General features: G+C 68.1%; 12 protein-coding genes. 8 read left to right on the top strand and 4 right to left on the bottom strand.

Annotated features, from left to right (window positions below; translation table 11 throughout):
• The first annotated feature begins 27 nt into the window (after nucleotides 1–27).
• Nucleotides 28–942 carry a DUF106 domain-containing protein gene (locus EAO78_RS04790; RefSeq protein WP_122104715.1) on the top strand — a complete coding sequence of 305 codons (915 nt, stop codon included), beginning with the start codon at nucleotides 28–30 and terminating at the stop codon, nucleotides 940–942.
• Between the two features lie 60 nt (nucleotides 943–1002).
• Here EAO78_RS04790 and EAO78_RS04785 read toward each other — a convergent pair whose 3' ends face one another.
• A complete protein-coding gene (locus tag EAO78_RS04785; RefSeq protein ID WP_122104714.1) occupies nucleotides 1003–2277 on the bottom strand; it encodes a DHH family phosphoesterase in 1275 nt (424 codons plus the stop codon).
• Between the two features lie 118 nt (nucleotides 2278–2395).
• Between EAO78_RS04785 and thiL the strand changes: the two genes are divergently transcribed.
• The gene (gene thiL, locus EAO78_RS04780; RefSeq protein ID WP_122104713.1) at nucleotides 2396–3346 is read left to right on the top strand and encodes a thiamine-phosphate kinase; all 951 of its coding nucleotides are present in this window, start codon (nucleotides 2396–2398) and stop codon (nucleotides 3344–3346) included.
• Between the two features lie 5 nt (nucleotides 3347–3351).
• Here the strand turns inward: thiL and EAO78_RS04775 are convergent, their stop codons facing one another.
• Complete coding sequence (locus EAO78_RS04775; protein WP_122104712.1) at nucleotides 3352–4233, bottom strand: PspA/IM30 family protein; 882 nt, start codon at nucleotides 4231–4233, stop codon at nucleotides 3352–3354.
• 162 nt (nucleotides 4234–4395) lie between these two features.
• On the opposite strand from EAO78_RS04775, the gene EAO78_RS04770 reads away from it, so the two are divergent.
• The 3 genes from EAO78_RS04770 to EAO78_RS04760 all read left to right on the top strand — a co-directional run bounded on the left by EAO78_RS04770 (nucleotide 4396) and on the right by EAO78_RS04760 (nucleotide 7952).
• Nucleotides 4396–5367, top strand: coding sequence for a sugar phosphate isomerase/epimerase family protein (locus tag EAO78_RS04770; RefSeq protein WP_122104711.1), 972 nt, complete (start codon nucleotides 4396–4398; stop codon nucleotides 5365–5367).
• A 32-nt stretch (nucleotides 5368–5399) separates the two neighbouring features.
• Entirely contained in the window at nucleotides 5400–6530 is a 1131-nt protein-coding gene (locus EAO78_RS04765; protein ID WP_122104710.1) for a Gfo/Idh/MocA family protein, read from the top strand.
• A gap of 237 nt (nucleotides 6531–6767) precedes the next feature.
• A complete protein-coding gene (locus EAO78_RS04760; protein ID WP_122104709.1) occupies nucleotides 6768–7952 on the top strand; it encodes a M20 family metallopeptidase in 1185 nt (394 codons plus the stop codon).
• Between the two features lie 197 nt (nucleotides 7953–8149).
• On the opposite strand, the gene EAO78_RS04755 is transcribed toward EAO78_RS04760, so the two are convergent.
• Nucleotides 8150–8614, bottom strand: coding sequence for a type IV pilin (locus EAO78_RS04755; protein ID WP_122104708.1), 465 nt, complete (start codon nucleotides 8612–8614; stop codon nucleotides 8150–8152).
• Between the two features lie 129 nt (nucleotides 8615–8743).
• On the opposite strand from EAO78_RS04755, the gene EAO78_RS04750 reads away from it, so the two are divergent.
• Nucleotides 8744–9361, top strand: coding sequence for a YIP1 family protein (locus tag EAO78_RS04750; RefSeq protein WP_122104707.1), 618 nt, complete (start codon nucleotides 8744–8746; stop codon nucleotides 9359–9361).
• A gap of 96 nt (nucleotides 9362–9457) precedes the next feature.
• A complete protein-coding gene (locus EAO78_RS04745) occupies nucleotides 9458–11671 on the top strand; it encodes a DHH family phosphoesterase (RefSeq protein WP_122104706.1) in 2214 nt (737 codons plus the stop codon).
• Between the two features lie 70 nt (nucleotides 11672–11741).
• Here EAO78_RS04745 and fer read toward each other — a convergent pair whose 3' ends face one another.
• Nucleotides 11742–12398: a ferredoxin Fer gene (gene fer, locus EAO78_RS04740; RefSeq protein WP_122104705.1), complete on the bottom strand. Its 657-nt coding sequence runs from the start codon at nucleotides 12396–12398 to the stop codon at nucleotides 11742–11744.
• 150 nt (nucleotides 12399–12548) lie between these two features.
• On the opposite strand from fer, the gene EAO78_RS04735 reads away from it, so the two are divergent.
• Complete coding sequence (locus tag EAO78_RS04735) at nucleotides 12549–13700, top strand: CobW family GTP-binding protein (protein WP_122104704.1); 1152 nt, start codon at nucleotides 12549–12551, stop codon at nucleotides 13698–13700.
• Nucleotide 13701: the final 1 nt, after the last annotated feature.

Genomic DNA, 13701 nt, shown 5'->3' with positions numbered 1-13701 from the left:
TAACCGTCGACCGCTAACCGCTCGATAATGAGTAAGGTCGAACGGCGCGTCCGCTCGCTCGTCTCGGAGGACGGCGAGATGCGGGACGCGATCGAAACCGTCCTGGATCACGCCACCGACGGCGAGGTCCAGTGGGTCGAGGTCCGCGACGAGATCACCAGCGGACAGTGGGGACGGCTCATCGAGAAGGAGGTCCTCGTCGACGGCGAGACCGGATTCGCGCTCGCCGACCGCGAGGCGATCGAGGCCGGATTGACCGACGACGACGACGGGAGCGGTGGCGGCGGCGACACCGAAACCCCGGAGACCACCTCGTGGACGAAGTGGGACAAGCTTGCGGCGCTGGCGACGGTCGGCGCGTTCGTCGGATACGCGGTCCCGCCGGTTCGAAACGTCATCGCCGGCGCGATCGACCTGGTGTTGGGTCCGCTCCTCGAGATCGTCCCATTCTACGTCATCATCATGGTGATCGCGTTGGGGACCGGCCTCTACTCCACGCTGTTGCGCGCGGGACTGATGGACATGGAGAAGATGAGCCAGTACCAGGACCGCATGAAGGAGATCCAGGAGCGCCGAAAGGACGCCAAAGAGCGGGACGACCAGGAGGCGCTCGACGCGATCCAACAGGAGCAGATGGACGCGATGGGCGACCAGCTCGGGATGTTCAAAGAACAGTTCCGCCCGATGGTGTGGATCATGTTCCTGACCATTCCGGCGTTCCTCTGGATGTTCTGGGTCATCGGCTATCGCGGGTCCAACGCCGCGTATCCGGCGATCGCCGCCCAGGAGCTCGTCGTCCCGCTCGCGGGCACGGTCACCTGGGACGCCGGACTCGTCGGCCCCATCCAGATGTGGATCGTTTGGTACTTCCTCTGTTCGATGGCGTTCACCCAGCTGGTCCAGAAGAGTCTGAACATCTCGATGTCGCCGTCCTCGTCGTAGGCGGCGCGTCGTCGGAGCCGATCCGAAACGGAGCTGGTTCCTGCCGTCGTTTTCTCTCGTCTACTGATCGTCGTCAGCGACGGCCTCGGCGACTTCGCCCGCCTCGACCGCCTCCGCGACGGCCTCGAAGGCGGCGAGAATCACGCGTTTACACGCCTGTCCCTCGGTCGTCCAGTGGTGGGCGTAATCGAGCATGTCGTCGTAGATGTCGGGTTTACACCCCGCAGCCTGCGGATGGCCGCCGCCGTTCACCTTCCCTGCGACCTCGTGAGCGTGCCGGAAGTCCTCGGAGCCCCGGATCGACGCCGACCCCGCGGGCTTGACTATCACGGCTGCGTCGGCCCCGCGTTCACGAAGCGCCTCGGCCACCTCGTTCTGTGAACACCGTCCGTACGTCACCGCGACGCGCCAGTCGCCGACCTCGTGGGTGGCCGCGCGGTCGACGGCGGCGTCGATCCGAGCGGCCTTCTCGACCCGGCGGGTCTCGACGTACTCGCGGACGATCTCGGGGAGGTCCGCGCCGTACGCGCCGATCACGGTCGCGTACTCCTCGCCGCCGGACCAGTAGGAGTAGTCCGCGAGGTCGTCGGACCGCGGATCCTCCTTGATCCAGAGGTCGTGGTCGCGGGTCACCGCCGCGAGGTCGGTCCAGCGCTCGTCGAAGTCGTGGTCGAGCGAGCGGAGCGTCACGTCCGCGGTACACTCCTCGTCCGACTCGCCGACGACGAGGTCGACGCCGCGCTCCCGGACCGCGGTCGCGACCCCGTCGTCCCACTGGTGGTGGTCGAACCACCGGATCGACGCGCACGACTCGGAGAGCGCGTCCAGCGCCTCCTCGATCGGCTCGAACTCGTCGGGACAGAGGTCACAGACGTAGAGGTCGATCCCGTCGTCCGCGTACGCGACGACGCGCTCGAGGGCGGTGTCGAGCGAGTACGGCCCGGTCGATATCAGCCCGACCGGCGACTCCGCGTGGGCGTTCGCAGTCGGATCGTCGCCGTCGTCACCGTCGTCGCCGTCATCGACGGTCGCCGCCTCGTCTTCCGTTTCTTCTTTCTCTCCCGTCTCCTCGTCGGCGATCCGATCCGCGATGACGGACTCGAAGTCGGCTACGTCGAGGGCGGCGTCGTGCGCCTCGCGGACCATCGCCGCGCAGGCGAGCCCGTCGGCGTCGCCGTCGGCGATCACGACCGCCTCGCTGCCTTGGATCGTCTCGCGGGCGCGCCGCTCCGCGCGTTCGTCGTCGAGCGAATCGGGGTAAAAAAAGCCCGTCCCGGGGAGTTTGGTGTATCGGGACAGCGGGGTCCCGGTCTCGTCGATGAGGTCGTCGTCCATACCCGCAGGCCGGGCGGCAGCGGGAAAACTCCGCCGCTCCGCGACGGTGACCGCCGAGAACGAGAGCGGTCGGTCGCCGACCGAACCACCTAACCCGTCGCCGGCCCGTTCGGGGAGCGTGAACGAGCGCGACGCCCTCCGGAGACTCGCGTCCGACCTCCCCCGCGCCGGCGACGACGCGGCCGTCGTGGACGGTACCGTCATCACCACGGACATGCTCCACGATCGGACCGACTTCCCGCCGGGAACGACCCGGTACACCGCCGGGTGGCGCGCGGTGGGAGCCTCGCTGTCCGACGTCGCGGCGATGGGGGGAGCGGCGACCGCGGCCGTCGCCGTCTACGCCGACGAGACGTTCGACCCGGACGAGCTCGACCGGTTCGTCGCCGGCGCGGTCGACGTCTGTGAGGCCGTCGGCGCGGAGTACGTCGGCGGCGACCTCGACGAGCACGTGGAGTTCACGACCGCGACGACCGCCATCGGCACCGTCGACGAGGATGACGCGTCCGCCGGCTCCGGCGGCGTCACCCGCGGCGGGGCCGAGCCGGGCGACGCGCTCTGTGTGACCGGCGAGTGGGGTCGGTCGGCGGCCGCGCTCCGGCTCTTCGAGCGCGGGACCGACGACGCGGTGGAGCGCGCGAACGACCTCTTCCGCTTTACGCCTCGGGTCGCCGACGGGCGGGCGCTGGCAGGGAGCGCGACCGCCATGATGGACTCCTCCGACGGACTCGCGCGGTCGCTCCACCAGCTGGCGGAGTCGAGCGGGGTCGGGTTCGCGCTCGAGCGCGACGCGGTTCCGGTTCACCCCGCCGTCGACGACGTGATCGGGGACGGGGAGGGTGGCAGCGTCGACGACGCCGACCGCGACGGCGACGAGGAACGCTTCGAGCTCGCCGCACACTTCGGCGAGGACTTCGAGTTGGTGTGTACGGTGCCGGACGCGGACGTCGACCGGCTTCGGGAGGAGTGTCCGGCCGGCCTCGTTCGGGTCGGGACGGTCGTCGAGGCGGACGAGGGGGTCGCCGCCGACGGCGACCCGCTTCCGGACCGCGGGTACACCCACGGCTGAACCGCTTAGTTCTTCGGTTCGTCCGCGTCGACTTCGGACTCCTCGAGTTCCACGTCGGTTTCGAGGTCCTCATCGAGGTCCGCCTCCAGGTCCGCGCCGTCGACCTCGGCCTGGAGGTCGTCGAGTTCGGCGTCGATCTCCTCGTCCGTGCTCTCGCTCGCGCCGTTCGCGTCCTCGCTCGGGGCGTCCGCCTTCCCGAGCTCGCCTTTCAGCGTCTCCAGTTCGGCGTCGACCTCGCTGTTCGTCGAGAGCCCCTCCAGCTCGCGGTCGATGCTGTCCTTGTCCGAGAGCGCGTCCTCGAACGCGCCGGTCTCCTCGAGCTCGTCCATCGCCTCCGCGCGCGCCTCCATCTCCTCGGTCCGCTCCTCCGCCCGCTCGATCGACCGGCTCACGTCCTCCATCTCGTCGCCGACGCCGGTCATCGCCTCCGAGACGCGCGAGGACGCCTCCGCGGCCTCGTAGCGGGCCTTCATCGTCTCCTTTCTCGTGCGGAACTCCTCGATGCGGTTCTGGAGCTTGTTCTTCTTCTCGACGAGTTGGTCTTGGGTGTCGTTCAGCTTCGCGATCTGCCCCTCCAGCTCCTCGATCTGCGTCATCTTCGACTTCTTCTTCTCGAGGGCTTTCCGGGCGAGGTCGTCGCGGTCCTGTTGGACCGCCTCCCTCGCCTGCCGGTTGTGCTTCTCGACGTTCTCCTCGAGCTTGCGCTTTTGTATCTCCAAACGCTTCTTCTGGGTCGTGAGGTCCGCGATACCCTGTTTGACGTCCTGGAGCTCGTCGCGCATCTGCTCGTAGGAGTAGTCGAGCGACTCGGTCGGGTCCTCGGCCCGGTTCAGGAGGGCGTTCACCTTGGAGCGGATGACGTAGGAGGCGCGCGAGAGGATTCCCATGGGCGTCATACACGCTCCATCCGTTAAAACCTCATGTGGTTCGCGTCCGGTCTCACGTCGTACGTGGTTCGCTCGTGCGTGGTTCGAGCCCTTGCGGATCGAACCGGCGACCACCTGACCGTATCCTAAAGGTTTATTCGGGACGTAGTTAGATTCCTACGCATGGACATCGGCGTACTGACCGTTCCGCTCGGTGACGAATCGATCGAGGACGCGTTCGCGTACCTCGCCGGGCTCGACGTCGACGCGGTCGAGATCGGCGTCGGCGGCTTTCCCGGCGAGGACCACCTCGACCGCGAGGAGTGCCTCGGAAACGACGCGGCGCAGGCGGAGCTCGCCGACCTGCTCGACGAGCACGGCCTGCGCGTCTCCGCGCTGGCGACCCACAACAACCCGCTCCATCCCGACGAGGAACGGGCCGAGCGGGCCGACCGGGAGCTGCGCGAGGCGATCGAGCTGGCCGCCGAGCTCGGCGTCGACACGGTCACCTGCTTCTCCGGGTTGCCCGCGGGCGCGCCCGGCGATTCGACGCCCAACTGGATCACCGCTCCGTGGCCGACCGAACACGCGGAGGCACACGAGTACCAGTGGGACGAGGTCGCGATCCCGTACTGGAGCGACCTGGCCGAACACGCCGACGCCCACGGCGTCGATCTCGCGATCGAGATGCACCCGAACATGCTCGTCTACGAGCCGACCGGGATGCTCGCGCTCCGCGAGGCGACCAACGAGCGCGTCGGCGCGAACCTCGACCCCTCGCACCTCTACTGGCAGGGGATCGACGTGACGGAGGCGATCCGCTTTCTGGGCGAGCACGACGCGATCCACCACGTCCACGCCAAGGACACGAGGGTGTACGAGTCGAACGCCCGCGTGAAGGGCGTCCTCGACACGACGGACTACACCGAGGAGGCCGACCGCTCGTGGCTGTTCCGCTCGATCGGGTACGGCCACGACGAGGCCCACTGGAAGGACTTCGTCTCGACGCTCCGGATGGTCGGCTACGAGGGCGCGCTCTCCATCGAACACGAGGACTCGCTCACCTCCTCGCGGGAGGGACTGGAGAAGGCCGTCGACGTGCTCTCGCGGGCGGTCTTCGAGACGCGGCCGGGCGACGTGTACTGGGCGGAGTAATCGGGAGACCGGGATCACAACGACGCACAACGATGACCGACGAACCACTGAAGATCGGCGTTCTGGGGTATCGATTCATGGGCAACGCGCACGCGAACGCGATGGCGCGGCTTCCGATGTTCTTCCCCGACGCGCCCGACGTCGAGCGACACACGCTCGTCGGGCGCGACGAGGAGGCGCTCGCGGAGGCGGCCGACCGGTTCGGCTTCGCGCACACCGAGACCGACTGGGCCGACGCCATCGAGGCGGTCGACGTCTTCTACAACCTCGGACCGAACCACGTCCACGTCGACCCCTCGGTCGCCGCGCTGGAGGCGGGCGTTCCCGTCCTCTGTGAGAAGCCGCTCGCGCCCACCCTCGAGGGGGCGGAACGCATGCGCGACGCGGCCGCCGACGCCGACGTTCCCGCCGGCTGCGCGTTCAACTACCGGTTCGTTCCGGCGATCCAGCACGCGCGGAACCTGATCGCCGACGGCGAACTCGGCGAGATCCGACACGTTCGCGGACGGTACCTCCAGGACTGGCTCGTCGACCCCGACGCTCCCTGGGCGTGGCGGATGGACGCCGACCTCGCCGGCTCCGGAGCGCTCGGCGATCTGGGCGCGCACTCGATCGACCTCGCGGGGTTCCTCCTCGGCGACGCGGTCGGCGGGGTCGACCGCGTCTCCGGACACCTCGAGACGTTCGTCGAGGAGCGACCCGTCCTCGACGACGATGGCGAGGTCGAGGAGTACCGCGACGTGACGGTCGACGACGCGTTCTCGGCGCAGGTCGCCTACGAGTCCGGCGCGATGGGAACCTTCGAGGCGTCGCGGTTCGCGACCGGCCACAAGAACGACCACACGGTCGAGGTCCACGGATCGAAGGGAAGCCTGCGGTTCTCGCTCGAGCGGCTGAACGAGCTCGAGGTGCTCCGCGAGGGCGACCGCGGCTACGAGACGGTGCTCGTCACCGACGAGTCCGACCCCTACGTCGACCACTGGTGGCCGCCGGGGCACGTGCTCGGCTGGGAGCACACCTTCGTCCACGAGAACTACGAGTTCCTCTCGGCGGTCGCGGAGGGCGGCGAGTTCTCGCCGTCGTTCGCGGAAGGATACGAGGTCCAGCGTACCCTCGACGCGATCGAGCGGTCCGACGAGCGTGGTGAACGGGTTGACTTATAACGGACTGACTGGAGTATCCACGGAGGACTCCTCGCGCTTCAGCGCGGGGAGGAAGCCCGGCCGATCCTAATTTTCAGATATGAGCCACCGACAGGAGAGATGAATTCCGATGATGTCTCCTCTATCAGAATGAATCAGTACCGGAGGTGAACGCAGTACCGTTGATCCGACGAGATCACAGGAACTCACGTCCCGCACAACCGCGGTATTTATATTCATTCTCATTGCGGTACCGATATGACCGGAGAAGTCCCTCCTGAGACGTCCAAAGAGGAAGCAGCCGATCTCCTTGCCAAACTCGTTTCGATCGACACCCGGAACCCACCGGGTCGGGAGAAACCTCTAGCCGAATTCATCTACGAGTGGCTGGAAAGTCGGGAGATCGACGCGGAAATTGTCGACCGTCCCGACCCCGATCGTCCGCAAGTCGTCGCGGAGATAGGCGCCGGCGATCCGGACGCGGGAAAGCTGGTTCTCAACGGCCATATGGACGTTGTACCACCGGGGGACCGCGATCGCTGGTCTGTCGATCCGTTTAACGGCGTCGTCGCCGACGGGAGGGTGTACGGTCGCGGTACCAGCGACATGAAAGCCGGTCTCGCTGCCGCGATGCTTGCGGGGCGAGCTGCGGAGTCCTCCGGTGCTGTCGATGGAAAGCTTATCCTTACGTTCGTGATGGGCGAGGAGACCGCTGAGCCCGGTACGAAAACGTTGTTGGAAGGCATCGATGCCGATTATGGAGTGGTTCTGGAACCGACAGAACTACACGTACACACGGTCGCGAAGGGACTCGCGTGGTACGCTGTCGAGATCGGAGGGAAGTCAAGCCACGCAAGCAAGCCGGAACTCGGAAAAAACGCACTCGACGCGCTTTTCGGGAATGAAGCTCGACTCTCCGCCTATCGTCATCGGATCGCCGAACGGACTCACCCGCTCATCGGCGAGTCGCTGTGTACACCGACGATGGTTTCCGCGGGGACCAAGGAGAACGTGATCCCGGAGTCTGCGGAACTCCGAATGGATCGTCGGTTTCTGCCATCGGAGGACGTCGACGATCTCGACGAAGAGATCGACGGTGTGTTCGATCCGCTCCGCGAGGAAGGATTCGACGTATCGATCAACCGGGTTCGGACGTATGAGGCGGCTGAGATCGACCCCGACGAGCACGTCGCGACGGTTTTCAGGAAACACGCAAACGACGTCGCCGGTGTCGACACCGCCCCTGCCGGCAAAAACGCGGCCACCGATCAACGAAATTTCGTCAACGACGCCGGCATTCCGGCGATCATCTGGGGTCCAGGTACCTCGGCCCAATCGCACACGACTGACGAGTGGGCACGGGTCGATCTCCTACATGACAGTGTCGACGTCCTCTGTCGCGCCGTCGAAGATCTCTGTTCGGTCTCGGTTGAAGAGACCTAACTCGATCCGGATATTCAGTTCCGTCCTGACGAGTCATCGGAAGCGATTGAGCTACGCCGAGCGAGGGCGGAGCCGTCGTTCGAAGACGGGGGTACCAGGTCCAGCGGGTCCTCGACACGATCGAACGGTCCGACGAGTGTGGCGAGTGGGTGGAGCTCTGATCGGTGGAGGCTGCCAACTCACGGACCCCCGTCTCCCTACGCCGCGACCGGGGCCGCCGCCGGCCCGTTCTCCTCGGCCCACTCGTCGATCTCCGATTCCTCGTCGGGTTCGTAGCTGCCGAGCGTCTCGCTGCGGTCGAACGCCACCGGCTTCCAGACGACCTCCATCGTCTCGTCGCCGGTGGCGTTGGGCACCGTCACCCGATCGCCCGGACGGACGACGCCCTCGCCGGGCCACGCCCCGAACGTCACCGAGTCGTCGGGGTCCTCCCCGCGGACGTACAGCTCCTCGGCCGGGACCGGCTCCGGGCCGGCCGCGACCACGACGAGACCGTCGGCCTCCCGTTCGACCTCGAACTCCGCGTCCGGCGGGGCGACCCCGTCGATGAGCCCGAAGACCGCGGCCCCGACGACCGCCAGGACCAACACCACGACGCCGACGAGCACGCCGGTCCCCGCCATCGGCGCGAACCCCCGTTCGTCGTCTCGATACCCGCTCATTCGTCTCCCGCTCCGCCGCGAGCGATATAAGGGTTTTTCCGCCGACTATCAGTCCGGATAACGCGAATTCACGCGGGCGTCCCGTCTCGAACCGGAACCAGGTTATTCGAGGGCCCCGTACCGTCGGGCGTGAACTCGTGGATCGAGAACCCGGAGGGCGGACGGGACCGCGGCCTTCGGGGGCTCGCTCGCGCCTGGATCGAGGTGCTGATCCGGCCGCGGCGCTTCTTCGTGAACGGCGTCGCTCCGGGCGATCAGGCCCCGGGACTGACGTTCGCCGCGGCCGTCGCCGCCGTCTTCGTCCTCGGCTGGGTCGCGACCGAGCCGACCGTGGTGCCGTCGATCGCCGGGAGTTTCGTCCTCTCTGCGGCCGTCGTGGTCCTGCTCGTCACGGCGCTCGCGGCTCCCGTCGGGCTCCATCTGACCGCCGCGCTGGCGACGGTGTCGCTCGTGATCGCCAGTCTGGAGTTCGACGGCGGGGTCTCGTTTCGTGACCGCGGCGGCGTGAGCGAGACGGTGCAGGTGGTCGCGTACGCGAGCGCGCCGATGGCGCTCGCGGGACCGGCGGTCCCGGCGCTTCGAGTCCTCTGCGGCGGGTACGCGACGCTGCTGTTGTTGATCGGGTTCCGGGCCGTCCACGGAACGACGCCGTTCCGGACGGTTCTCGCCGGGATCCCGGCGGCGACGTTCGGATACGGGATCGGCTACCGCGTCGTGGCCGCGGTGCGGGCGCTCTTCGCCGGCTGATCTGAGGGCTGACCCGTCCCCGTGGCGGATGCCACCGATCGCCCCCCGGACGACTTTCGACAACCGTTTTAGGCGTGAGCCACTCGAGAGACTCAAATGGGATCCTGTATCATCTGTGGCGTCGACGTCGACGGCGGCGGTCGTATCTGCCGCTCACACCAGGAGGACGTGGTCTTCGACTTCCGCGGCGACAGCCCCGATGGGCTCGTCGCGAACCGCTTCTACCGCGGCGTCGTCGACGGCTACGCCGAGTTCGGCGTGTTCATCGACCTCGCGCCCGGCGTCACGGGACTGCTCCACCGCTCGGAGCTCGACAGACGACTCGACAGCCTCGAGTGGGAGCCGGGCGACGACGTGTTCGTCCAGGTGAAAGGCGTCCGGGACAACGGGAACATCGACCTCGCGTGGTCGATCCGCCAGGCCGACCGCGAGTTCCGCGGGGCGCTCGTCCAGGACGGCGAGACCGAGTACGTGCCCGACGAGGACGCGGAGGACGAGGCGGACGGCGCGGAAGCCGAGAGCGCGGACCCGGACGGCACAGAGGTCGAAGACGCGAACGCGGCGGAGTCGGGCACGACCGAGGACGCCGCGGGAAATGAGCGCTCCGGGGCGTCCGACGGGACGGAGACCGCGGACGACCCGGACCGGTCGAGCGGACGATCGGAGGCGGACGCCGACGGGACGGTCGAAGCCGAAGCGGCAGCGGACGAGACGCCCACCGAAGACACGGTCGTCGACCGGGTCGACGATCGGAGCGGCGATAGCGAGGAAGACGAGGGCGAGGTGGACACCGAGTCGGAGTCGGACGCGGAGTACGAGCGTGTCGACGTCGAGACGCTCCCGGACCGCGTCGGCGAGACGGTCCGACTGGAGGGCGAGGTCGTGAGCACGCACCAGACGGGCGGACCGACCATCTTCGAGCTTCGCGACGCGACCGGCGTCGTCGACGCGGCCGCGTTCGTCGAGCCCGGCGTCCGGGCGTATCCCGAGGTCGAGGTCGGCGACGCGATCCGGATCGACGGCGAGGTCGAGCGCCGCCGCGGCGACATCCAGGTGGAGACGGAGGCGCTCGCGGTGCTCGACGGCGAGGACGCCGAGACGGTCCGTCGCCGGCTCGCCGAGGCGCTGGCCGCGAAGGCCCGCCCCGAGGGACTTCAGCCGCTCGCCGGCGACGGGGCGGTCGCCGAGCTCGGCGAGGGGCTGCTTGACGCCGCGGAGGCCGTCCGCCGTGCGGTCCTCGAGTCGCGCCCCATCGTGGTGCGTCACCCCGCGACCGCCGACGGCTACGTCGCCGGTGCCGCGGTGGAACGCGCCGTGCTCCCGCTCATCCGCGACGAGCACGCGAAGAGCGACGCGGAGTACCACTACTTCACCCGTCGACCGACCGAGGAGCCGGTCTACGACATGGACGCGGCGACGAACGACGTCACCCGCATGCTTCAGGACCGCGACCGGCACGACGAGAAGCTCCCGCTGTTCCTCCTCGTCGGCACCGGATCGACCGTCGAGTCCGAGGACGGACTCGACCTGCTCTCCGTCTACGGCGTGGAGGCCGTCGTCGTCGACGCCGCGGTCGCGGACCCCGAGACGCGAGAGCGGGTCGACACGCTCGTGTCGCCGGAGCTCGCCGAGGTCGACGACGACCTCTCGACGGGCGCGCTCGTCGCGTCGCTCGCGTCGGCGGTCAACGACGAGGTTCGGTCGGATCTCGTCCACCTGCCCGCCGTGAGCTACTGGAGCGACACGCCGGACCGGTACGTCGACCTCGCCCGCGACGCCGGCTACGATCGCGAGCGGATCGCGGAACTCCGTGAGGCGGTCGCGCTCGAGGCGTACTACCAGTCGTACCAGGACAAGCGCGAGCTCATCGCCGACCTGCTGTTCGAGGACGGCGGTGACCTCGCCGCACACGTCTCCGAGCAGTTCCGCGAGAAGCTCGAGACCGAGATCGAGACCGCGAGCGCCAACGTCGTCAGCGAGTCCGTCGACGGGGTCGAGTTCGCGCTGCTCGACACCGACGAGTACACCCACCGGTTCGACTTCCCGCCGACGCCGCTGCTGCTCGACGACCTCCACCGCCGGCACGCGAACGGCGACCCGTTCGCCACGGTCGGCATCGGCACCGACGAGCTGTACGTCCGGTCGACCGCGGACCTGTCGGTCAGGGAGATAGCCGCTCGGGCGGACGAGATCGCGCCGGCCGCGGACGTCGCGACCGCCGGGCTCCGCGAGGGGAAGATCGACTTCCTCTCGGGCGAGCGCGACGCCGTCGAGGACGCCGTCGTCGCCGCCATCGCCGAACAGTTCTAGATCCGATCGTCGTCGCTCCGTCGTCTTCTCGTCGTCACCATCCCGTCGTCGTCGCCACACTGATACCCTCTCACTCCGAGGTCACCCGCCGGAACGGCCCGGGCGGCAGTCGCAGCTCGTCGAGTTCGGGCAGGTGCTTGACGTTGAAGACGACCTTCAGCTCGTCGGAGAGGGGGTAGCCGTTACACGAGAGCCGGAAGCCGCGCTCGGCGTGTTCCTCCGAGAGGATGTGGTTCGCGGGCTGGGAGAGCTCGCCCTCGACGAGGTAGACGGCGCAGTTCGCGCACGCGCCGCCGCGACACGAGAAGGGCCAGGAGAACCCGCGGTTCTCGGCGGCCTCGAGCAGGCTCTCGTCGGGTTCGACGAGGAGACGACCGTGATCGGCCGGGGCGAGGTCGGCGTCGGCCGCCTTCGCGAAGAGGCGGTCGTCCTCGAGGTCCCATCCGCGGTCGGCGATCGCCTCGTAATCGAGGAACTCCACGCGGATCGATCCGGTTCCGGTTCCCTCCGTGAGGTCGATGTCCGCGGGGTCGCCGGCTCCGTTCGATCCCGTGCCGTTCAGGTCGCGCTCGGAGAGTTCACGGTAGGCTCGCCTGACGAGTTGGAACTCCTCGATCGATCCGCCCGTGTCCGGGTGTGCCTCCTTCACCCGATCGCGGTAGGCCCGTTCGACGTCGGCGTCGTCCGCGTCCTCGTCGAGACCCAACACGTCGAACGGGGAGACCATTCGGTGTGTGACCTAGCCGATAGAGACACATAAACGTCTCACAACCGCCGCTCGCCGCCGGTATCGGGAGGGGTTTTTCCGGAGAGCTGTCGGAGAGGATCCGGCCGATCGATCGTTTCATACCGCCGGCACGGTTGCGTATGAGTACGCATGACACGCGACGATCGGATCCCCGTCACGGTCCTCAGCGGATACCTCGGCGCCGGGAAGACGACGTTGGTGAACCACCTGTTGGAGAACCCGGGCGACCGGCGGATCGCGGTGATCCTCAACGACATGGGCGAGGTGAACGTCGACGCGGAGCTGATCGCACGTGAGAACGACGAGGAGGGCGTGATCGACCTCTCGAACGGCTGTATCTGCTGTCGGCTCCAGGACGACCTGTTGACCGAGGCGACCGCGCTCGCGGACTCCCGCGACTTCGACTACCTCCTCGTCGAGTCCTCGGGGATCTCCGAGCCCGTCCCGATAGCGCGGGCGTTCCTCGAGGGGACCGAGGGCGCGGATATCGACCCCACGGAGCGGTTCAGGCTGGACACGATGGTGACCGTCCTCGACACGTACGGCTTCTGGAAGGAGTTCGACGCGGGCGAGGACCTACCGGGCGGCGCGAACGCCGACGCGGGCGCGGATCGCCCCCTCGCGGACGTGCTCGTCGAGGGGATCGAGTTCTGTGACGTCCTGCTGTTGAACAAGACCGACATGGTCCCCGACGACGTGATAGAGCGGATCGAGTCGGTCGCCGAACGGCTCGGCCCGCGAGCCGAGCGGATCCGAACGACCTACTCGTCGGTCGACCCCGATCGGGTGCTCGACACGGGCCTGTTCGACTTCGAGCAGGCGAAGCGCTCGGCCGGCTGGAAGCGTGCGATCGCCGAAAGCGAGGGAGACGATCCGAGTCACGACCACGCCGAGGACGGGCGGGACCACACCCACGACCACGCCGAGGGAGCGGCTGCGGCCCACGGCGTCGACTCGTTCGTCTACCGCGCCGACGACCCCTTCGCGCCGGGGGCGTTCGCGGACTGGCTCGACGACTGGGACGGTTCCGTGATCCGCGCGAAGGGGTTCGTCGCCGTCGCGGGCACCGACGAGGTGATCGGCGTGAGCCAGGCCGGCCCGTCGGTCCAGGCCGGACCCATCGGCGAGTGGGACCCCGACGACGACCGCCGGACGCGGCTCGTGCTCATCGGCGAGGACATGGACGAGTCCCGACTGCGCGCGGAACTCGACGAACTGACGGTGAAGAACGGATCGGGCGAGGACGACGACCGGACCGCCGAGGACGTCTTCCCGATCTGAG

The organism is Halobellus captivus (genome assembly GCF_003697845.1).
Classification (GTDB): Archaea; Halobacteriota; Halobacteria; order Halobacteriales; family Haloferacaceae; genus Halorubrum; species Halorubrum glutamatedens.
This window is presented reverse-complemented; position numbering and strand designations above follow the sequence as displayed.